This window comes from Rhodococcoides fascians A44A (genome assembly GCF_000760735.1).
GTDB lineage: Bacteria > Actinomycetota > Actinomycetes > Mycobacteriales > Mycobacteriaceae > Rhodococcoides > Rhodococcoides fascians_E.
On sequence record NZ_JMEX01000004.1, the window covers coordinates 194,215 to 213,984 of the forward strand.

At 64.5% G+C, this 19,770-nt stretch carries 18 protein-coding genes; 11 read left to right on the top strand and 7 right to left on the bottom strand.

The window, feature by feature from the left end:
• Positions 1–63 precede the first annotated feature (63 nt).
• The 4 genes from qcrC (at position 64) to BH95_RS28140 (ending at position 4,524) form a co-directional block, all read left to right on the top strand.
• Positions 64–906 (top strand): cytochrome bc1 complex diheme cytochrome c subunit, encoded by an 843-nt coding sequence (qcrC, locus tag BH95_RS01875; RefSeq protein ID WP_019665968.1) that lies wholly within the window; start codon positions 64–66, stop codon positions 904–906.
• Positions 903–2,105 carry a cytochrome bc1 complex Rieske iron-sulfur subunit gene (gene qcrA, locus BH95_RS01880; protein WP_371828056.1) on the top strand — a complete coding sequence of 401 codons (1,203 nt, stop codon included), beginning with the start codon at positions 903–905 and terminating at the stop codon, positions 2,103–2,105. Before qcrC ends, qcrA begins: the two co-directional genes overlap by 4 nt.
• Positions 2,102–3,862: a cytochrome bc1 complex cytochrome b subunit gene (qcrB, locus tag BH95_RS01885; RefSeq protein ID WP_037180787.1), complete on the top strand. Its 1,761-nt coding sequence runs from the start codon at positions 2,102–2,104 to the stop codon at positions 3,860–3,862. The genes qcrA and qcrB overlap by 4 nt, the downstream gene beginning before the upstream one ends.
• A 395-nt stretch (positions 3,863–4,257) precedes the next feature.
• The gene (locus BH95_RS28140) at positions 4,258–4,524 is read left to right on the top strand and encodes a helix-turn-helix domain-containing protein (RefSeq protein ID WP_080733917.1); all 267 of its coding nucleotides are present in this window, start codon (positions 4,258–4,260) and stop codon (positions 4,522–4,524) included.
• A gap of 133 nt (positions 4,525–4,657) precedes the next feature.
• Here BH95_RS28140 and BH95_RS01890 read toward each other — a convergent pair whose 3' ends face one another.
• Positions 4,658–5,074, bottom strand: coding sequence for a cytochrome c oxidase subunit 4 (locus tag BH95_RS01890; RefSeq protein WP_019665972.1), 417 nt, complete (start codon positions 5,072–5,074; stop codon positions 4,658–4,660).
• A gap of 18 nt (positions 5,075–5,092) precedes the next feature.
• Positions 5,093–6,169: an aa3-type cytochrome oxidase subunit II gene (ctaC, locus tag BH95_RS01895; protein WP_026347926.1), complete on the bottom strand. Its 1,077-nt coding sequence runs from the start codon at positions 6,167–6,169 to the stop codon at positions 5,093–5,095.
• Between the two features lie 223 nt (positions 6,170–6,392).
• On the opposite strand from ctaC, the gene asnB reads away from it, so the two are divergent.
• Positions 6,393–8,318: an asparagine synthase (glutamine-hydrolyzing) gene (asnB, locus tag BH95_RS01900; protein WP_037181052.1), complete on the top strand. Its 1,926-nt coding sequence runs from the start codon at positions 6,393–6,395 to the stop codon at positions 8,316–8,318.
• A gap of 108 nt (positions 8,319–8,426) precedes the next feature.
• Here asnB and BH95_RS01905 read toward each other — a convergent pair whose 3' ends face one another.
• Together BH95_RS01905 and BH95_RS01910 are read right to left on the bottom strand one after the other, a co-directional pair.
• Complete coding sequence (locus tag BH95_RS01905) at positions 8,427–9,401, bottom strand: carbohydrate kinase family protein (RefSeq protein ID WP_019665975.1); 975 nt, start codon at positions 9,399–9,401, stop codon at positions 8,427–8,429.
• 147 nt (positions 9,402–9,548) lie between these two features.
• The gene (locus BH95_RS01910; protein WP_019665976.1) at positions 9,549–9,899 is read right to left on the bottom strand and encodes a HesB/IscA family protein; all 351 of its coding nucleotides are present in this window, start codon (positions 9,897–9,899) and stop codon (positions 9,549–9,551) included.
• A gap of 177 nt (positions 9,900–10,076) precedes the next feature.
• Between BH95_RS01910 and BH95_RS01915 the strand changes: the two genes are divergently transcribed.
• Genes BH95_RS01915 through BH95_RS01930 form a run of 4 tightly spaced genes read left to right on the top strand, consistent with a single transcriptional unit; the run spans position 10,077 to position 13,174 of the window.
• A complete protein-coding gene (locus BH95_RS01915) occupies positions 10,077–10,727 on the top strand; it encodes a DUF3043 domain-containing protein (RefSeq protein WP_019665977.1) in 651 nt (216 codons plus the stop codon).
• Positions 10,728–10,741: 14 nt separating this feature from the next.
• Positions 10,742–11,320: a bifunctional adenosylcobinamide kinase/adenosylcobinamide-phosphate guanylyltransferase gene (gene cobU, locus BH95_RS01920; RefSeq protein WP_037180790.1), complete on the top strand. Its 579-nt coding sequence runs from the start codon at positions 10,742–10,744 to the stop codon at positions 11,318–11,320.
• Positions 11,295–12,410: a nicotinate-nucleotide--dimethylbenzimidazole phosphoribosyltransferase gene (cobT, locus tag BH95_RS01925; RefSeq protein ID WP_371828300.1), complete on the top strand. Its 1,116-nt coding sequence runs from the start codon at positions 11,295–11,297 to the stop codon at positions 12,408–12,410. The genes cobU and cobT overlap by 26 nt, the downstream gene beginning before the upstream one ends.
• Positions 12,410–13,174 (top strand): adenosylcobinamide-GDP ribazoletransferase, encoded by a 765-nt coding sequence (locus BH95_RS01930; protein ID WP_037180793.1) that lies wholly within the window; start codon positions 12,410–12,412, stop codon positions 13,172–13,174. The genes cobT and BH95_RS01930 overlap by 1 nt, the downstream gene beginning before the upstream one ends.
• A gap of 27 nt (positions 13,175–13,201) precedes the next feature.
• Here the strand turns inward: BH95_RS01930 and BH95_RS01935 are convergent, their stop codons facing one another.
• Positions 13,202–14,305, bottom strand: a complete 1,104-nt coding sequence (locus tag BH95_RS01935; protein WP_037180795.1) for a branched-chain amino acid aminotransferase — start codon at positions 14,303–14,305, stop codon at positions 13,202–13,204.
• A gap of 34 nt (positions 14,306–14,339) precedes the next feature.
• The gene (gcvT, locus tag BH95_RS01940) at positions 14,340–15,440 is read right to left on the bottom strand and encodes a glycine cleavage system aminomethyltransferase GcvT (protein ID WP_037181054.1); all 1,101 of its coding nucleotides are present in this window, start codon (positions 15,438–15,440) and stop codon (positions 14,340–14,342) included.
• A 108-nt stretch (positions 15,441–15,548) separates the two neighbouring features.
• On the opposite strand from gcvT, the gene BH95_RS01945 reads away from it, so the two are divergent.
• The gene (locus tag BH95_RS01945) at positions 15,549–17,066 is read left to right on the top strand and encodes a leucyl aminopeptidase (RefSeq protein ID WP_019665983.1); all 1,518 of its coding nucleotides are present in this window, start codon (positions 15,549–15,551) and stop codon (positions 17,064–17,066) included.
• Positions 17,067–17,113: 47 nt separating this feature from the next.
• On the opposite strand, the gene BH95_RS01950 is transcribed toward BH95_RS01945, so the two are convergent.
• Positions 17,114–17,446: a hypothetical protein gene (locus BH95_RS01950; RefSeq protein ID WP_019665984.1), complete on the bottom strand. Its 333-nt coding sequence runs from the start codon at positions 17,444–17,446 to the stop codon at positions 17,114–17,116.
• Between the two features lie 421 nt (positions 17,447–17,867).
• Between BH95_RS01950 and sucB the strand changes: the two genes are divergently transcribed.
• The gene (sucB, locus tag BH95_RS01955; protein WP_037180798.1) at positions 17,868–19,643 is read left to right on the top strand and encodes a 2-oxoglutarate dehydrogenase, E2 component, dihydrolipoamide succinyltransferase; all 1,776 of its coding nucleotides are present in this window, start codon (positions 17,868–17,870) and stop codon (positions 19,641–19,643) included.
• Positions 19,644–19,770: the final 127 nt, after the last annotated feature.

Here is a 19,770-nt window from a genome sequence, read left to right on the forward strand (position 1 = left end):
CAGCGAACGACCTGTATCAGCCCCAGGCCGTTCGGTCCGTCCCGACACGACAAGGGATAGAAGATGAGTTCATCTCCCCCAGCAGCATCCGATGCCGCAGCCAAGAACAGGCGCAAGCGCAAGACTCGTCGCCGTGTGACCGGTGCGCTCGTGCTGATGATGGGACTCCTGAGTGCAGGATTTCTCGCATCGGCTCTGACCCCCACACCGCAGGTCGCGACGGCCGATCAGGATTCGGCCGCTCTGATCCGCGAAGGCAAGCAGTTGTACGACACCTCGTGCGTCACGTGCCACGGCGTCAACCTGCAGGGTGTGCAGGACCGCGGCCCGAGCCTCATCGGCGTCGGCGAAGCTGCCGTCTACTTCCAGGTCTCCTCGGGACGTATGCCTGCCGTACGTAACGAAGCTCAGGCGATCCGTAAGCCACCGAAGTTCGACGACAAGCAGATCGACGCTCTCGGCGCGTACATCCAGGAGAACGGTGGAGGCCCCACGGTCATCCGCGACAGCAACGGCGAAATCGCGCAGTCCTCGCTCGCCAGCGGCGACGTCGCTCGCGGTAGCGAACTGTTCCGCTTGAACTGTGCGTCGTGCCACAACTTCACCGGTGAGGGCGGCGCACTGTCCTCCGGTAAGTTCGCTCCCCCGCTCGGACCTGCATCGGAGCAGGAGATCTACGCGGCCATGATCAGCGGCCCACAGAACATGCCGAAATTCTCCGACCGTCAGCTGACGCAGGAAGAGAAGATCGACATCATCTCCTACGTGAAGTCCGCTCAGGAGACCAAGGCTCCCGGTGGATGGGGACTCGGCGGCTTCGGACCCGGTACGGAAATGATTGCTATCTGGGTTGTCGGAATCGCTGCCGTCGTCGGCGCGACGATGTGGATCGGATCACGGTCATGAGCGAAGCCGATCCCGAACGCACAAGCCATGGCCACGATGACAGCGCGAAGGTCGACAAGGTGGATCTGAACAAGAAGTACACCGACGAGGAACTCGCCGGTATGACACGTGAGCAGTTGGTCGAACTCGGCACCAACCTCGACCACGTGGACGTCGCGTACCGTCGCGACCGTTGGGCTGTGAAGGGCACCCGCGCAGAGAAGCGGGCCGAGCGCAGCGTTGCTGCCTGGTTCACTCTCGCCGGCGTGTCCGCGGTCGCGTTCATCGCGATCTACCTGTTCTGGCCCTGGCAGTACGCCGGCATGGGCGAAGAGAACTACGGCGCCTACTCGCTGTACACCCCGTTGATCGGCCTCACCATGGGTCTGGCGATCCTCGGTGTCGGCGTCGGCGCAGTCCAGTTCACCAAGAAGTTCATCCCCGAAGAGGTGTCCATTCAGGACCGCCACGACGGTGGTTCGTCCGAGGTCGACCGAAGGACGGTAGTCGCCGAGCTCGGTGACTCGCTCGCGACGTCGACGATCGGTCGTCGCAAGGTCATCAAGCGTTCACTGTTCTTCGGCGGTGGCGCACTCGGAATCATGGCGCTGTTGCCCCTCGGTGGCCTCGTCAAGAATCCATGGGCCGAAGGCGATGAATCTCCACTCTGGGTGTCCGGCTGGACGCCGCGCTACCCTGGAGAGACGATCTATCTCAGGCGCGATACCGGACGGCCACACGACGTCGTTCTGGTCCGCCCCGAGGATATGGATGCCGGAGCCATGGAAACTGTGTTCCCGTTCCGCGAGGCCGATCGCGACGACGACCACGCGCTTCTCGCGTCGCTGCGCGGAATTCGTAACTCCGTGATGCTCATTCGTCTTCGTACCGAGGACGCGGAGACGGCCATCAAGCGCAAGGGCCAGGAGAGCTTCAACTACGGCGATTACTTCGCCTACTCCAAGATCTGCACGCATTTGGGTTGCCCGACTTCGTTGTTCGAGCAGCAGACGAACCGCATTCTGTGCCCGTGCCACCAGTCGCAGTTCAACGCGCTGGAATACGGCAAGCCGATCTTCGGCCCTGCCGCTCGCGCATTGCCACAGCTGCCGATCACCGTGAACGAAGAAGGCTTCCTCGTTGCCAACGGGGACTTCATAGAAGCCCTCGGACCTGCCTTCTGGGAGCGTCCGAACCGCGAAGCGGAGAGTGAATCATGAGTCCTTCACTGCAGACACTCGCAGCGAAGCAGGCAGACGACGTAGACAGTCGGTACCACCTCGCACCGGGTCTGCGCCGTCAGATCAACAAGGTGTTCCCGACGCACTGGTCGTTCCTTCTCGGCGAGATCGCGCTGTACAGCTTCATCATCCTGTTGCTGTCCGGTGTCTTCCTGACACTGTTCTTCGACCCCTCGCTCAGCGAGGTCGAGTACAACGGCATCTACGAACCGCTGCGCGGTGTCACCATGTCCCGTGCGTACGCGACGACGCTCGACATCTCGTTCGAGGTCCGCGGCGGATTGTTCATGCGACAGATCCATCACTGGGCTGCGTTGATGTTCGCGTGCTCGATCATCGTGCACATGCTGCGCATCTTCTTCACCGGTGCGTTCCGTCGCCCGCGTGAGGCCAACTGGGTCATCGGCTGCCTGCTGCTGATCCTGGCCATGTTCGAAGGCTTCTTCGGATACTCCCTCCCCGACGACCTGCTCTCCGGCACCGGCCTCCGCGCCGCGTTCTCCGGCATCACGATGAGCGTCCCGATCGTCGGAACGTGGCTGCACTGGCTGATCTTCGACGGCGACTTCCCCGGCACGATCATCATCCCGCGCCTGTACGTCGCTCACGTTCTACTGCTACCCGCCATCATCCTCGCGCTGATCGCGGCTCACCTGGCACTCGTCTGGTACCAGAAGCACACGCAGTTCCCCGGACCCGGCCGCACCGAGAAGAACGTCGTCGGCGTTCGCATCCTCCCGGTCTTCGCCGTCAAGTCCGGTGCGTTCTTCGCAGTCACGTTCGGTGTACTCGCGCTCATGGGTGGTCTGCTGCAGATCAACCCGGTCTGGAACCTCGGCCCGTACAACCCGGCTCAGGTGTCCGCGGGCTCGCAGCCCGACTTCTACATGATGTGGACGGACGGACTGGCCCGACTGTGGCCGGCATGGGACATCTACATCGCCGACCGCTACACGATCCCAGCAGTGTTCGCAGTGGCCCTGATCATGGGACTCGTCTTCACCGTGATGATCGCGTACCCCTGGATCGAGAAGCGCCTCACCGGGGACAATGCTCACCACAACCTGCTGCAGCGTCCCCGCGACGTACCGGTCCGTACCGCGATCGGTGCCATGGCACTGGCGTTCTACGTAGTCGCAACGCTCTCCTGCATCAACGACATCATTGCGTACAAGCTGGACATCTCCCTGAACGCAATGACGTGGATCGGCCGCATCGGCATCCTGGTGTTGCCGCCCATCGCCTACTTCGTGGCCTACCGCTTCTGCATCGGCTTGCAGCGCAGTGACCGCGCAGTACTCGACCACGGAATCGAGACCGGCATCATCAAGCGTCTCCCCCACGGTCAGTACGTGGAGGTGCACCAGCCACTCGGACCTGTCGACGACCACGGACACCCCATCGCTCTGCCTTACCAGGGCGCAGCTGTCCCGAAGAAGATGAGCAAGCTCGGCTCGGCCGGCAAGCCCGGATCCGGATCGCTCTTCCGTCCCGACCCTGTCTCCGAAAGCAAGGCACTCGAGGAAGCACTGCACCACGGCGAACTCGAGCAGCTGAAAATGCTGAAGGACTACCAGACGTCGCTGTACGGCAACGGTTCCAACGGCAATGGCAACGGCCACAACGGCAACGGCAACGGGGCCAACGGTCACAACGGCAACGGCTCGAACGGCCACGCTTCGAACGGCAACGGTGATCACTCACCCGCACGCCAGGAAAGCGACAGCGAGCACTAGCTACACGCAGAACCACGACGAGGGCGGCACCGATCCGGTGCCGCCCTCGTCGTATGTCGTACCCCCTCCCCTCCCCCACCCTCCTGCATCCGGCACCCTTCACCCGTCTGCCTCACGTCTCCCTCGCGGACCGAACGTGGCGTTCGGTCACTCCAAGTGACTGAAGGTGACGTTCGGTCACCTCGGAAAGTCCACCTGTAGGACCGAATGTGGCGTTCGGTCACTCCAAGTGACTGAACGTGACGTTCGGTCACCTTGGAAAGTCCACCTGTTGGACCGAATGTGGCGTTCGGTCACTCAAAGTGACTGAACGTGACGTTCGGTGCGGCTGCGGGTGCCGTTCCCCAGCGAGGCGGAGGTCTTGGACGGCGTGGGCCGGTATTACTATTGGTGACATGGTTCGTATTCCGTTGTCCCCCGAGGAGCTGTCGAGAGGTCTTCGCTTGGGTGAGTTGCTTCGCGCTACTCGCGGGCCGAGAACGATGACGGATGTTGCGGCGCAGGCGGGGATTTCGGTGGAGACGTTGCGCAAGATCGAGACGGGCCGGATTCCGACGCCTGCGTTCTTCACTGTTGCGGCTCTGTGCCGGACGCTGGGCTTGTCGCTCGATCAGGTTGCGGCCACCCTTGCCGACGCCGATCGTCAGGCCGACGCGTCCTGAGGGACTCACTGGACCCACCGTGCGGAGTCCGTCGGGCAAAGACTGTTACGTGGCCGCTGTACGACACGCAGAAACGACTGACGCCGACCCCCAATCGGGAGTCGGCGTCAGTCGTCGTGTGAGCTGTGTGAATTCAGTGCTTCTCTGGTCCGAGGTGGTACTCGAACACCAGTCCGGCGGCTGCCGACAGGACGAGCACGACACCGAAGGCGATGAGCCACCAGAGGAAGAACGCGAATCCGATGGCGGTGACCGATGCGGCGCCGGCGAGCAGGATCGGCCAGAAGCTTCCGGGGCTGAAGAAGCCCAGATCGCCTGCGCCGTCGCTGATCTCTGCATCGTCGAAGTCTTCGGGACGAGTGTCGAGACGACGGGCGACGAATCGGAAGTACGTTCCGATGATGAGTGTCAGACCGACCGACAGTGCGATGGCCGTGACACCTGCCCATTCGACGCCGGTCCGTGAGAATCCGGTGAAGAGGGCGTACACGATCCCGACGAGAAGAAAGAAGACAGTCAGGATCTCGAAGATCTTGGCTTCGATTTTCATTTCAGCATTCTTCCTGGGTCAGTTGCCTTCGGCGACGGATTCGGACTTCTGCGAGCGGTCCGTGGTGAACGGGATGGTGCTGGTGGCGATCGGGGACTGGCCGATTGCTTCCAGCGCCTGAGCGTTGGTGAGGCCTTCTCCGCCGTCGGATTCGGGCTTGCGAAGCTCGATGTATTCCTGGAAGTCGTCCGGGGATACTGCGCGCACCTCGAAGTTCATCATGGCGTGGAATGTGCCGCACATTTCGGTGCAGCGGCCGACGAAGGCGCCTTCGCGTTCGATCTCGGAGATCTGGAAGACGTTATCCGAGTGGTTTTCCTTCGGGTTCGGGAGGACGTCTCGCTTGAAGAGGAACTCGGGAACCCAGAAACCGTGGATGACGTCCGAGGAGGCAAGAACGAACTCGATGCGCTTGCCGGTCGGGAGGACCAGAACCGGAATCTCGTTGCTGGTGCCGACGGTCTCGATCTTGTTGTAGTGCAGGTAGGACAGATCCTGCGGGCTTGCACCGTGGATTGCGCCGGGAACGAATTCGCCGTCCTCGCTACCTTCGGCACCCTCACCTGGATCGGCGGCGGCTTCGGCTGCAGCCTGCGCTTCGAGGTCGGTGCCGTCGTACTTGACGACGCCGTCCTTCAGGTCCACCGTCTGGTAGCCGAACTTCCAGTTCCACTGGTACGCCGTCACGTCGACGGTCACATCCGGATTCGGTTCCTTCTCGTCGACGTAGTTCTGCACGACGACGGTGAAGTAGAACAGCACCGCGATGATGACGAAGGGAACTGCGGTGTAGAACAGCTCCAGGGGCACGTTGTATGCCGTCTGACGCGGGAACTCGGGCGAGTCCTTCTTCTTGCGGTGGAAGATGACCACCCAGAAGATCAGGGCCCACACGATGATGCCCATGATCAGGGCTGCCACCACGGACCAGGTCCACAATTCTCGAATCGACTTGCCCTGGGGAGTAATGCCCGACGGAAAGCCGAAGCGCAGAACATCGTTGTCGATGGAACAACCCGACAACAGCAACGCGGCCAAGCCGAGAAATACTGTTAGCCCAGCTCGCCGAAGGATCCGACTCTGCGCCACGTTCACGCCTTCCTGATCGCTCACCACTGAAGAATGAGGGCTTCCACATGCGGATGCCCTAGTACTACGCAGCGTAGACCAAAGCCGTCGCATCACCACTCTTGGGTCGCCCGCGTTGCGCGTACCGTGTCTGCGGCATACTCGAGGTTTCCGTGCCGCCTGGGGCGTCAGGATGCTGACGCCGTGGCAGCGGACCAATCCCCAACTGCGAAACGAGGTAGCAGACGCTGTGTGTGGACTACTCGGTGTACTGACGTCGACCGGCACCGATGCTGCGGGAGTCGACCTCGTGTCCTCCGCCATGCACTGCATGCGCCACCGCGGACCGGACGAACCGGGCACCTGGCACGACGACGACATCATCTATGGATTCAATCGTCTGTCGATCATCGACATCGCTCATTCACATCAGCCGCTTCGGTGGGGGCCGCCCGAGAACCCGACGCGTTACGCACTGACGTTCAACGGCGAAATCTACAACTACCTCGAACTGCGGGAGGAACTCTCTCGCGATCACGGCGCCGAGTTCTTCACCGAGGGCGACGGCGAGTCCATCGTGGCGGCTTTCCACTACTGGGGTCCGACGGCTGTGCGACGGCTGCGTGGCATGTTCGGGTTCGCCATCTGGGACACGGAAACGCGCGAGCTGTTTCTGGCGCGTGACCCGTTCGGTATCAAGCCGCTGTTCATGGCGACCGGTCCGGGCGGCACCGCGTTCGGCAGCGAGAAGAAGAGCTTGCTGGAGCTGACGGACCTGGTGGGTATCGGCACTGACCTCGACGCGAGAGCAACCGAGCACTACACGGTGTTGCAGTACGTACCCGAGCCGGAGACGCTGCATCGTGAGATCCGACGCCTCGAGTCCGGTTGCTACGCGACCCTCTCCCCCGGTGGGACTCCGGTGGTCACTCGGTACTTCACGCCGAAGTTCCCGGTGAAGCCGTTCGCGGCGGGTTCCGAGGCGGCTCGCTACAAGGAGATCGCCGAGGCGCTGGAGGATTCGGTCGCCAAGCACATGCGGGCCGATGTCACCGTCGGATCGTTCCTGTCGGGCGGCATCGACTCGACGGCCATCGCGGCTCTGGCGATGCGCCACAATCCGAACCTGATCACGTTCACCACCGGCTTCGAGCGTGAGGGCTACTCGGAGGTCGATGTGGCCGCGGAGTCGGCCGCCGCGATCGGGGCTCGGCATGTCGTCAAGGTCGTCGGCCCCGAGGAGTTCGCAGCGTCGATTCCGGAGATCGTCTGGTACCTCGACGATCCGGTCGCGGATCCGGCTCTGGTGCCGCTCTACTTCGTGGCGAAGGAAGCACGCAAACACGTCAAAGTCGTGTTGTCGGGTGAAGGCGCCGACGAGCTTTTCGGTGGCTACACCATCTATCGGGAGCCGCTGTCGCTCAAACCGTTCGAGTACCTGCCGAGGGGTCTGCGTCGCGCGGCGGGCGCTCTGAGCGAGAGGATTCCCGACGGTACGCGGGGTAAGAGTTTGCTGCACCGCGGATCCATGTCGCTCGAGGAGCGCTACTACGGCAATGCGCGCAGTTTCGGTGACGCTCAGCTGAGGGCGGTACTGCGTCATTTCCGTCCGGAGTGGACGCACACGGACGTCACGGCGCCGATCTACGCACAGTCGCAGGGCTGGGATCCGGTGGCGAGAATGCAGCACCTCGATCTGTTCACGTGGTTGCGCGGCGACATTCTGGTCAAGGCAGACAAGATCACCATGGCGAATTCCCTCGAACTGCGTGTCCCGTTCCTCGACAACGAGGTGTTCGCGGTCGCCGAGAAGCTGCCGTTGGAGCAGAAGATCACGAAGGACACCACCAAGTACGCCCTGCGGCAGGCGCTCGAAGGAATCGTGCCCGGCCATGTTCTGCATCGCGCGAAACTGGGCTTCCCGGTCCCTCTTCGGCACTGGCTACGCGGAACAGAATTGTTCGATTGGGCGCACGAGCAGATCGCTGCGTCGGAGACCGATCACATCTTGAACAAGGCGGCCATCACCGCGATGCTGAACGAGCACCGCGACGGCAAGTCCGATCACAGCCGACGGCTGTGGACCGTGTTGATCTTCATGGTGTGGCACGGGATCTTCGTGGAGAAGCGGATCGTCCCGGAGATCGCGGAGCCGACATACCCGGTGGACCTCTGACGGCGCACAGGCTGGTCTGAATCTCTACCTGAACTTCGATGGCCCGCACGCAACGATCTCGACTGTTGCGTGCGGGCCATCGACGTGAGGACTGCGATACCGAGCGACCTACGACGGCAGGAGTGCGCCGATCTCCTCGGCCGCGACGGAGCCGTAGGCCGCGCCGAGACGTTTCAGTGCGTCGTCGCGCACGAAGGTCCATTCCTGAGTACCGGTGGTCTCGAGCACGAGAACCGCGACGAGCGAGCCGAGCTGGGCGGCGCGCTCGACCGTCGCACCGGCGCGGTGCGCCAGCAGGAATCCAGCGCGGAATCCGTCACCGACGCCGGTCGGGTCGACCTTGCTTGTTTCCGGTACGACCTCGACATGCGTCCTCGTACCGTCGGCGGCGACGATCTCCACACCGGATTTGCCGAGCGTGGTGACTCGCAGTCCGACCTTCGCGGCGATTTCCGCCTCGGACAGTCCGGTCTTCTGACGCAGCAGTCCCCACTCGTATTCGTTCGTGAACAAGTAGGTCGCGCCGTCGACGAGGGCAATTGCCTGCTCGCCGGTCAGTCGCGCCAGCTGCTGCGACGGATCGGCTGCGAACGGAATTCCGCTCGCGCGGCATTGGTCGGTGTGCGCGATCATCGCGTCGGGATCGTTGGCACCGATGAGAACGAGTTCGATGGGACTCGAGGACACCAATCCGTCGATCGTGATGTCACGAGCTTCGCTCATCGCACCGGGGTAGAACGAGGCGATCTGAGCCATGTCCTCGTCGGTCGTGCACACGAATCGAGCGGTGTGCGCGGACTCCGAGACTCGCACGCCCCCGCAGTCGACGCCGTTGGCTTCCAACCACGCGCGGTACTCGCCGAAGTCCGGTCCGACGGCTCCCACGAGAAGCGGTGATCCGCCGAGGACACCGAGTGCGTATGCGATGTTCCCGCCGACTCCGCCTTTGCGGATCACCAGATCGTCGACGAGGAAGCTGAGCGAGATGTTCGACAGCTGATCGGCAACGATCTGCTCGGCGAACTTGCCCGGAAATCGCATGAGGTGATCGGTGGCTATCGATCCCGATACCGCGAGTGTCACGTGGGTGGGCCTTTCGGTTGGCGAGACGGGCTATGTGAGTGGAAATGTGCCCCCTGGGCTACATTTCCACTCACGTGGCGATTGGGTGTGAACAGACCTCTGACCGGTACCCGCGAGCGAGTACCGGTCAGAGGTTGTGCTGAAAACTCAGTTGAACGAATCACCGCAGGCGCACGAGCCTGTGGCATTCGGGTTGTCGATCGTGAAGCCCTGCTTCTCGATGGTGTCCACGAAATCGATGGACGCACCCTCGACGTACGGAGCACTCATCCGGTCCACGGCGAGCGTGACGCCGTTGAAGTCGACCGCGAGGTCGCCGTCGAGGCTTCGATCGTCGAAGAAGAGCTGATAGCGCAGACCTGCGCAACCACCGGGCTGCACAGCAATGCGCAGTGCGAGGTCGTCGCGGCCTTCTTGATCCAGCAACGCCTTGGCCTTCGACGACGCGGCTTCTGTCATCGTGACCTTGTGCGTGATGGTCTCGTTCGAGACGGTCATGGGCTCTCCCTGTCAGTCGTACCAAACCCGTGAACGCCTCAACCGTACTCCGCTCCCGCTTATTCCTCACGAGCCACGGGCGTCGAAGACCGATTCGATCGTGTGAAACCCCGGACTTCGGACGTGTGCGACGCGGCCGGTGTTCAGGACTTCGTCGTCATCCCATAACCTGGGAGGGTGAAGTTGCTACGCCGCGGAAACTCTGACAATTCGGACGGGGACGATTCGAAGTCCGTCGAGTCCCCCGCCACGGACCAGACGGCTCCTGCCGTCGGCAAGGGTCGCCCGACGCCGAAGCGTCGGGAAGCCGAGGCGCGGCGCCGCGGTCCGGTCGCCCCACCGCCGATGACGAGCAAGGAAGCCCGCGAGCGCAGGAAGGCGAACCGCGGCTCCAAGGACGACCGGAAGAAAGCCGCAGCCGAGCGGCGTGCTGCCTCTGCCGAGCGTCGTGAACGGATGCTGGCCGGTGAGGACAAGTACCTGCTCCCCCGCGACAAGGGTCCGGTTCGGGCCTTTGCGCGCGATCTGGTGGATGCACGACGCAACCTCGTCGGCTTGTTCATGCCGTTGGCGTTGCTCCTGATCTTCGCGTTGTTTCTCAGCCCGGCCGTTCAGGCGTTCGTGACTCTCGCGATGTTCGTCATGATGCTGTTCATGGTGATCGAGGGCATCTTCATCGGCCGTCAGATCAACAATCGGGTGCGTGAGCGTTTCCCGGACACCACCGACGGTGGTTTCCGCCTCGGTTGGTACGCGTTCGTCCGCGCGTCGCAGTTGCGCAAGATGCGCGCGCCGAAGCCACGCGTCGAGCGCGGCGCAGCAGTCTGACCGCTGCGGCCCACGTGAGTACCGTGCGGCGCACGCTCGTCCTCGGGGGTACGCGGTCGGGTAAGTCTGCGTACGCGGAATCTCTTGCCGCCGAGGCGCCTGTTGTTCGATATGTCGCGACGGGACGCCGCATCGCCGGCGACGCGGATTGGGATGCTCGTCTGGACGCGCACCGCGCGCGTCGTCCATCGGAGTGGTCCACCGTGGAGTCGTCGGACGGGTTGGTGGAGACGCTGCGCGAAGCACATCCGGGTACGACGATCGTCGACGATCTCGGCACCTGGTTGACCGGCGCCCTCGACGACGCCGGTGCCTGGGATCTAGCGCGAGGAACCGTCGCGCCAGCCACCGACGCGCTGTGTGCGGCCGTGCAGCGGTACCGGGGCGATCTGGTTCTCGTCAGTCCCGAGGTGGGGTGGGGCGTGGTTCCCGCGACTCGCTCGGGCAGGCTGTTCCAGGACGAGATGGGTACCCTCAATTCCCGACTGGCCGCCACGTGCGAGACGGTCGTTCTGGTCGTCGCCGGCCTCCCGCTGCCGCTGAAGTCCGACGACCCGACGACCGACGATGACAGCGGTTCCGATTTTCAATGAAAGGTCGCCTGTGACAGCCCCTTCGGAGTCCGAGGACTTCTCGACGCCCCTGCGCCCCGTGGCACCTCCGTCGGCGGAGTCGCGAGTGCAGGCTTCGGAGCTGCAGCGATCGCTGACCAAGCCCGTGGGCAGCCTCGGGCGGCTCGAGGAGCTCGGCGAGTGGGTGTCCGCCTGCCAGGACCGATGCCCTCCGTCGCCGATCGTCAGGCCACGAGTGGTGGTGTTCGCCGGTGATCACGGTGTGGCTGCGCACGGGGTGTCGGCGTACCCGCCAGAGGTCACCGCGCAGATGGTCGCCAACTTCACTGCCGGCGGCGCTGCGGTCAATGCGCTTGCCGGGGTTGCCGGGGCGTCGGTTCGGGTCGTGGACATCTCGGTCGCGACCGACACCGATCCGACGGTGAGCGCGTACAAGGTTCGCCGGTCCAGCGGTTCCATCGACCGGGAGGATGCGCTGACGTCCGACGAGGTTCTCGCCGCGATCGACGCGGGCCGCGCAGTGGCGGACGAGGAGGTCGACGGCGGTGCCGATCTGCTGATCGCGGGCGACATGGGAATCGGAAACACCACTCCCGCAACAACGTTGATCGCCGCGCTCACCGACACCGAACCCGTCGCCGCGGTCGGGCGGGGAACCGGCGTCGACGACGCAGGTTGGATCAGGAAGACCGCAGCGATCCGTGACGCGATGCGCCGGGCACGGCCCGTCGTGAAGGATCCGGTGGCGTTGCTTCGAGTCGCCGGGGGCGCCGACATCGCGGCCATGGCGGGCTTTCTCGCGCAGGCAGCACACCGTCGTACCCCGGTGATTCTCGACGGCCTCGTCGTCACTGCTGCGGCGTTGGTCGCGGAGGAATCGGCTCGCGGTGGGCGTGAATGGTGGGTTGCCGGTCATCGCTCGACCGAGCCGGCTCATTCGATTGCACTGCGCCACTTGCGTATCGAGCCGGTCCTCGAACTCGACATGCGGCTCGGGGAAGGCTCGGGTGCACTTGTTGCACTCAACGTGGTGCATGCGGCAGTGGCGACCCTCGGTGAGATGTCCACGTTCTCTGCCGCGGGGGTCAGCACCGAGACCACCACCACGTAATGCTCATCGGACCGCGCCTGGCACTGTCGTGGTTGACGGTTGTGCCGGTGCGCGGCCCGGAGACGGTCGGTCGCGACGACGCCCGTGCGGCGATCGGGTGGACACCGCTGGTGGGAGTCGGGCTCGGTGTGTCGGCGGCGGCCGTTCTGTGGATCGGCGTGGTTGCCGCGTCTCTGCCTGCCGTGCTGGCCGGGGCGTTGGGCGTCGCTGCGCTCGCATTGCTGACCCGAGGCATGCACATCGACGGGCTGGCGGACACCGCTGACGGACTGGGGTGCTATGGGCCACCCGAGCGCGCCCGTGAAGTGATGCGGTCCGGAAGCGCAGGCCCGTTCGGCGTCGCGGCCATCGGGTTGGTGATGCTCGTTCAGGCCGCCGGGTTCGGCGCTCTCGCCTCGGCCGAGCAGTGGTGGTCTGTCGTCGTCGCTGTCGCTGCCGGGCGCGTCGCCGTCGTTCTCGCGTGTCGACGCGGCGTCCGGCCCGCGTCGGACACCGGTTTCGGTGCGCTGGTTGCGGATTCGCAGTCCCGCGTCGTGGTGTCCACGTGGGCGGTACTGGCTGTTGCAGCATCGACTCTCGCCGTCGACGGTCGGTGGTGGCAGGGCCCGCTGGTACTCGTCATCGCGTTGGGCGCGGCCGCACTGGGCGTCCGGCATTGTGTCCGACGGTTCGGCGGTGTCAGCGGAGACGTTCTGGGCGCAGCTGTGGAGACGACGACGACGATCGTCGTGGTGGGGTTGCTGGCGGGGCTGCCTTCCGCCTGACCGGACGATCCGCGGAAGGCAGACTGGTCAGCCGAGCTTGGTCATCCAGCCGTGCGTGTCGGCGAAGGTGCCGCGCTGAATTCCGGTCAGCGTGTCCCGGAGCGCGAGGGTCACTTCGCCGGGCTCGCCGTCGGCGATGGCGAATTCACCGTCGGCGGACTTCACGGTTCCGACCGGGGTGATGACGGCGGCGGTTCCGCATGCGAAGACCTCGGTGATCTCGCCCGATTCAGCGCCCTTGCGCCATTCCTCGGTGGAGATCCGGCGTTCCTCGACGGGGATGCCGGAGTCCGTTGCCAGCGTCAGCAACGAGTCGCGCGTGATGCCCGGCAGAAGCGAGCCCGACAAGGACGGGGTGACGAGCCGGGCGTCGGATCCGGAGCCGAAGACGAAGAACAGGTTCATTCCACCCATTTCTTCGACGTAGCGCCGCTCGATGGCGTCGAGCCAGACCACCTGATCGCAGCCTTCGTCGCTGGCCTGGGCCTGTGCGAGGAGCGACGCGGCGTAGTTGCCCGCGAACTTGGCTGCACCGGTGCCTCCTGGCGCGGCCCGAACGTACTCGGTCGAGAGCCACACCTTGACGGGCTTGACGCCACGTGGGAAGTAGGCGCCTGCGGGTGACGCGATGAGCATGTAGCGGTAATCGTCCGCCGGCCGGACTCCGAGGCCTGCCTCGGTGGAGAACATGTACGGACGCAGGTACAGGGCGTCTTCGCCGCCGGCCTCGGGAACCCACTCGTGATCGACAGCGAGCAGTTGCTCGATCGATCCGAGGAAAAGTTCGTCGGGTAGTTCCGGCATCGCGAGCCGCTTCGCCGACGTTCGGAAGCGCTCCGCGTTGGACAGCACTCGGAACGACGCGAATTCTCCACTCGGCTGGCGGTACACCTTCAGGCCTTCGAAGATGGCTTGGCCGTAGTGAAGAACCATCGCGGCAGGGTCGAGCTCGATGGGACCGTACGGCGCGATCGTCGGCTGGTACCAGCCCTTCTCGGCGGTGTAGTCGATGATGGCCATGTGGTCGGTGAAGAACCTCCCGAACCCGGGCGCGGCCAGTACTGCTTCTCTGGCTTCCGACGGCGCCGGAGAGGGGTGCTGCACGCGGGTGAATTCGGGAGTGCCTGTCATGTGTGGAATCTTAATCCTCAGCGCACACGGCTATTCACTTGGTGTTGGCGGAGACGAAGGGTGGAGCGACTACCTCGCACGCCAGGGCGCGCCCACGCACGTCGACCTCCACAGTGTCTCCCGGTGTCACCGCGGCGCTCGAATCGAGCAATGCAAGAGCGATTCCGACTCCGAGCGAGGGCGAGAAAGTGCCGGACGTGGTGATTCCGATCGGCTCTCCGCCGTGTGTGACGGTGAGGCCGGGGCGAAGGACACCTCGGTCGAGTGCCTTGACTCCACGAAGCACGCGCACGGGGCCTGCTGCCTTCTCCGCGGCGAGAGCGTTCTTGCCCCAGAACTGTTCCTTCTTCCAGCCGATCGCCCACCCGCAGCGGGCCTGGAGCGGGGATATGTCCAGCGACAGTTCGTGGCCGTGCAGTGGGTAACCCATCTCGGTGCGCAAGGTGTCTCGGGCACCGAGTCCGGCGACCTGCCCGCCGGCGCCTCGAACCTCGTCGGCCAGCGCGCGCAGCAGGGCTTCCGTGTCGGACCACGCGGGGATCAGTTCGTACCCGTGTTCTCCGGTGTAGCCGGTACGGCACACCCTCACCGACTTCCCCTGCCACGTCGCGTCCGCGAAGGCCATGTATTCCATGTTCGCCGGGAGGCCCAGGCTCTCCACGACTGCGCGTGATCCCGGACCCTGGACGGCGAGCACGCCGAAGTCTCGGTGCAGATCGGCGACGGTGACATCGTCGGGTGCCTGCGCCGCCAGCGCCGCGACTACCGCTGCGGTGTTGGCGGCATTCGGAACGAGGAACACCTCTTCGTCGCTCACGTAGTAGGCGATGAGGTCGTCGACGACCCCGCCGGACTCGGTGCAGCACAACGTGTACTGGGCTTTGCCCGGCCGGATGCGGCCGAGATCGTTGGTCAACGTCGCGTCGACGTATGCTGCTGCACCCGGTCCACTGACGATCGCCTTGCCGAGGTGGCTGACGTCGAAGACGCCGACGGATTCTCGAACGGCCTTGTGTTCGGCGACGACCCCGGCGTAGGACACCGGCATCTCCCAACCACCGAACGGTGCGAACGTGGCACCGAGTTCGACGTGAACGGTGCGCGCGGGACCTCGAACGAGCTCGGCTTCACTCATGGTCGCCAACGCTAGCGGACAACAGCCCTCGCGGCGGTGATCATCACCGAGGGGGTCACTACCATCGAAGCCGACCGACACAATCGATCCCTCTGTAGGAGCTGCCACGTGCCCTCGACTTCATCCCGCACTCTCGGACCCGAGCTGGCGCTGGCCGGCCGAATCGGCAAGAACGTCGACGTGCTCGTCGTCGCACTCAGCACGAGTGACGAAGGGCTGGAACTGCACACCGACGAGGACGTCTTCGACGACGCCGTCGCGACGACGTTGTTCGACGCGTTCGACAGCGTCGGCGCAACGGGCAAGGCAGACGAACTCACGCGCATTCCCGCGCCCTCCGCACTGGGTGTCTCCAGTGTTCTCGGTGTGGGCCTCGGCGCGTCGGCGGACATCGACGACGAGCGCATCCGGCGGTCGGCCGGCACCGCGGCTCGCGCACTGAGCGGTACGGGAACCGTTGCCACCACTCTGTCCTCGCTGGATCTCGGTGCGACCGCCGAGGGTTTCTACCTCGGCGCGTACACGTTCACTGAGTTCAAGTCCGCGCTGTCCGCACCGGGTCCGGACGCAGGCCCGGTCGCTCGGGTCGAACTTCTCGTGGCGAATCCTCGTGCGCGTGAGCCGAAGTCGGAGCTGGCGCGGTCACTGGCCATTGCCGAGTCCGTCGCGCTCGCGCGTGACTTCGTCAACACTCCCCCGAGCCACCTCTACCCCGAGGAGTTCGCGGCGCGCGCCAAGGAACTGGGCACCGCGGCGGGTCTGAGTGTCCAGATTCTCGACGACAAAGCGCTGGAAAAGGGTGGGTACGGCGGCATCCACGGCGTCGGCAAGGGCTCGTCGAGGCTGCCGCGGCTTGTTCGGCTGAGCCATTCGGGAGGCAAGCGAAAGTCGAAGAAGGTCGCGCTCGTCGGCAAGGGCATCACGTTCGACACCGGCGGCATCTCCATCAAGCCTGCCGCGGGCATGGAGAACATGACGTCCGACATGGCCGGCGCCGCCGCCGTCATCGCGACGGTCATCCTCGCCGCCAAAGTCGGTCTCGCGCTCGACGTCGTCGCTACCGTTCCGATGGCGGAGAACATGCCGTCCGGGACCGCGCAGCGTCCCGGTGACGTGTTGACCCAGTACGGCGGCATCACCGTCGAGGTCATCAACACCGACGCCGAAGGACGTCTTGTTCTCGCCGACGCCATCGTGCGTGCCTGTGAGGACGACCCGGATTACCTGATCGACACGGCGACGCTGACCGGCGCGCAGGTCGTCGCGCTCGGCAACCGCACGCCTGGCGTCATGGGCACGGACGCGTTCCGTGACCGCGTCGCGGCGCTGTCGCAGGCCGTCGGCGAGGACGGTTGGGCTATGCCGTTGCCGAAGGAGATTCGCCGCGAACTGGATTCCAAGGTCGCGGATCTGGCGAACGTCACCAACGGTCGTGCGGGCGGAATGTTGGCGGCGGCACTGTTCCTGAAGGAGTTCGTCGCCGAGGGTGTCGAGTGGGCGCACATCGACGTCGCCGGTCCTGCCTACAACACGGGTGGGCCGTTCGGTTACATCGGCAAGGGCGGCACGGGTGTGCCGGTGCGGACGATGTTCGCAGTACTCGAAGACATCGTCGAGAACGGCTAGCCCCCGGCTATGTGAGTGGAAATGTAGGCCAGGGCCTACATTTCCACTCACATACCTTCGGCTCGCTTGCGCAGGATCTTCTGCCGCGCGTCGTAGTCACGCATGCGCTGGGGGTAGCGGGTCTTGCGGACGTCGTAGACGGGAATCTTCAGGTCCGGGCCGATCTTTCGGATATCGCGCTCGTCGACGGCACGGCGCGTCCACTCGCCGTCGTTGGCTACCAGAACCACAGTGACAGGAGTCACTGTCGTCTTCGGTTCCACGTACGCCTCGACGCCGATCCTGGCCGCGGTCCAGTCCGCGAGGTACTGCGCGGTCGAGCCCTCCTTGGCTCGTCTACCTCCAGTGCCGCGTCGAGAGAAACGATCGAACAAGCCCACTGCTTGACTCCTGTCATCGGTGCGTCAATCTGTCGTCGCGGATCACGCACTTCGTGTTACTCACCAGTTTGCCAGTCCGAGATCAGCCCTCGGGGAACATGCGACGCCGAGGGATGGAAGGATGAAGGTAGAGGGTTCAACTCTCTCGTTGTCGAGAAAGATTGCCGATCGCGGATGGAAGGGCGTAGAGGTGCCAGCTGGAGTCAGCCGATCGTCTTCGGCCAACCGTCTCGCCACATCCGGTTCGGGCGCCCTGGCGCGGACGTCCGTCGACCACCTCGTCGCAATTAACGCAAGTATCGTCCGCGAACCTTGCAGCGCCAGCACAATAGTTTCAGCACTGGTTTCCACACACTGTTCTGCGACCACAAGTCGTAGGAACTGAATTTACCCGCATACAACTGTCGAGGAGTCAACAGACATGGCCTTCTCCGTCCAGATGCCAGCTCTTGGTGAGAGCGTCACCGAGGGAACTGTCACGAGGTGGCTCAAGCAGGAGGGCGACACCGTCGAGGTCGACGAACCGTTGCTCGAAGTATCGACGGACAAAGTCGATACCGAAATCCCGTCCCCCGCTGCTGGCGTTCTGACGAAGATCGTGGCTCAGGAAGACGACACCGTCGAGATCGGTGGCGAGCTCGCGCAGATCGGCGACGCAGGCGAAGAGTCCGCGCCCGCTGCAGAGCCCGAGGCAGCCGAGGAAGAGCCCACACCGGCCGCCGAGCCCGAGCCTCAGGCCGAGGAAGAGGCACCGGCAGAGGACGCGGCTCCCGCTGCGAAGTCCGACTCGAGCGGCTCCGGCACCCCGGTGAAGATGCCCGAGCTGGGCGAGTCCGTGACCGAAGGAACCGTCACGCGGTGGCTGAAGGCGGTCGGCGACGAGGTTGCGGTCGACGAGCCACTGCTCGAGGTCTCCACCGACAAGGTCGACACCGAGATTCCGTCCCCCGTCGCAGGCACGCTGCTCGAGATCAACGCCGAGGAAGACGACACCGTCGAGATCGGTGGTCAGCTCGCGGTGATCGGGTCCGGTGCACCGGTGGAGAAGGCCCCCGAGCCCGACAAGGCTCCCGAGCCGGAGAAGAAGCCCGAGCCGGTCGCGGAAGCACCCAAGCAGGAAGCACCCAAGGAAGCCCCAAAGCAGGAAGCTCCCAAGCAGGAAGCCCCGAAGGCAGAAGCTCCCAAGCAGGAAGCTCCCAAGCAGGAAGCTCCGAAGAAGCAGGAGTCCGCACCGTCCGGTGACGCGACTCCGTACGTGACTCCTCTCGTGCGCAAGCTCGCCGCGGACAACGATGTCGACCTCTCCGAGGTCAAGGGCACCGGTGTCGGCGGGCGTATCCGCAAGCAGGACGTGCTCGCCGCAGCGGAAGCGAAGAAGGCTCCCGCTCAGGCCGAGGCGCCGGCCGCGGCTCCCGCTGCCGCGTCCGCTCCGGCGGCTCCGGCTACCGCAGGCGTTCGCCCCGAGCTCGCTCACCTTCGCGGTACGACTCAGAAGATCAACCGCATCCGTCAGATCACGGCGAAGAAGACGCGTGAGTCGCTGCAGACCACGGCTCAGCTCACGCAGACGTTCGAGGTCGATGTCACGACGATCGCTGCGCTGCGCACGAAGGCGAAGTCGACGTTCTCCAAGAACGAGGGTGTCAACCTGACGTACCTGCCGTTCTTCGCGAAGGCGGTCGTCGAGGCACTCAAGGCGCACCCGAACGTCAATGCCAGCATCGACGAGGACAAGAAGGAGATCACGTACCACGCCGATGTCCACCTCGGTATCGCCGTGGACACCGATCAGGGTCTGCTCTCGCCCGTCATTCACAACGCGGGCGATCTGTCGCTGGCCGGCTTGGCTCGCGCCATCGCCGACATCGCGTCGCGTGCACGCTCCGGTGGCCTCAAGCCCGACGAGCTGTCCGGTGGCACGTTCACCATCACCAACATCGGTAGCCAGGGCGCGTTGTTCGACACGCCGATTCTGGTTCCGCCGCAGGCTGCGATGCTCGGTACCGGCGCGATCGTCAAGCGTCCGGTCGTCGTGAAGGATGCGGCGGGCAACGAGTCCATCGGTGTTCGTTCGATGGTCTACCTGCCGCTGACCTACGATCACCGCCTGGTCGACGGTGCGGATGCCGGTCGTTTCCTGACGACGATCAAGCAGCGTCTGGAAGATGCTTCGTTCGAGGCGGACCTGGGTATCTGATCCGACACGAGCGCGGCTGTGTCTGTATCGTGAGGTACCAGACATTCCGGACGTGATCGTCCTCGAACAATCGGGGTAGACCACACAATCGGGGCGCCACTCGCACTGCGGGTGGCGGCCCGAAACC

Bases quoted from the DNA above. Each gene is read 5' to 3' on its own strand.
- BH95_RS28140 (WP_080733917.1), top strand. From the start codon at position 4,258: ATGGTTCGTATTCCGTTGTCCCCCGAGGAGCTGTCGAGAGGTCTTCGC.
- cobT (WP_371828300.1), top strand. From the start codon at position 11,295: ATGACAGCGGTTCCGATTTTCAATGAAAGGTCGCCTGTGACAGCCCCT.
- sucB (WP_037180798.1), top strand. From the start codon at position 17,868: ATGGCCTTCTCCGTCCAGATGCCAGCTCTTGGTGAGAGCGTCACCGAG.
- BH95_RS01910 (WP_019665976.1), bottom strand. From the start codon at position 9,899: ATGACCGTCTCGAACGAGACCATCACGCACAAGGTCACGATGACAGAA.
- qcrC (WP_019665968.1), top strand. From the start codon at position 64: ATGAGTTCATCTCCCCCAGCAGCATCCGATGCCGCAGCCAAGAACAGG.
- qcrB (WP_037180787.1), top strand. From the start codon at position 2,102: ATGAGTCCTTCACTGCAGACACTCGCAGCGAAGCAGGCAGACGACGTA.
- BH95_RS01935 (WP_037180795.1), bottom strand. From the start codon at position 14,305: ATGACAGGCACTCCCGAATTCACCCGCGTGCAGCACCCCTCTCCGGCG.
- BH95_RS01930 (WP_037180793.1), top strand. From the start codon at position 12,410: ATGCTCATCGGACCGCGCCTGGCACTGTCGTGGTTGACGGTTGTGCCG.
- qcrA (WP_371828056.1), top strand. From the start codon at position 903: ATGAGCGAAGCCGATCCCGAACGCACAAGCCATGGCCACGATGACAGC.
- BH95_RS01890 (WP_019665972.1), bottom strand. From the start codon at position 5,074: ATGAAAATCGAAGCCAAGATCTTCGAGATCCTGACTGTCTTCTTTCTT.
- gcvT (WP_037181054.1), bottom strand. From the start codon at position 15,440: ATGAGTGAAGCCGAGCTCGTTCGAGGTCCCGCGCGCACCGTTCACGTC.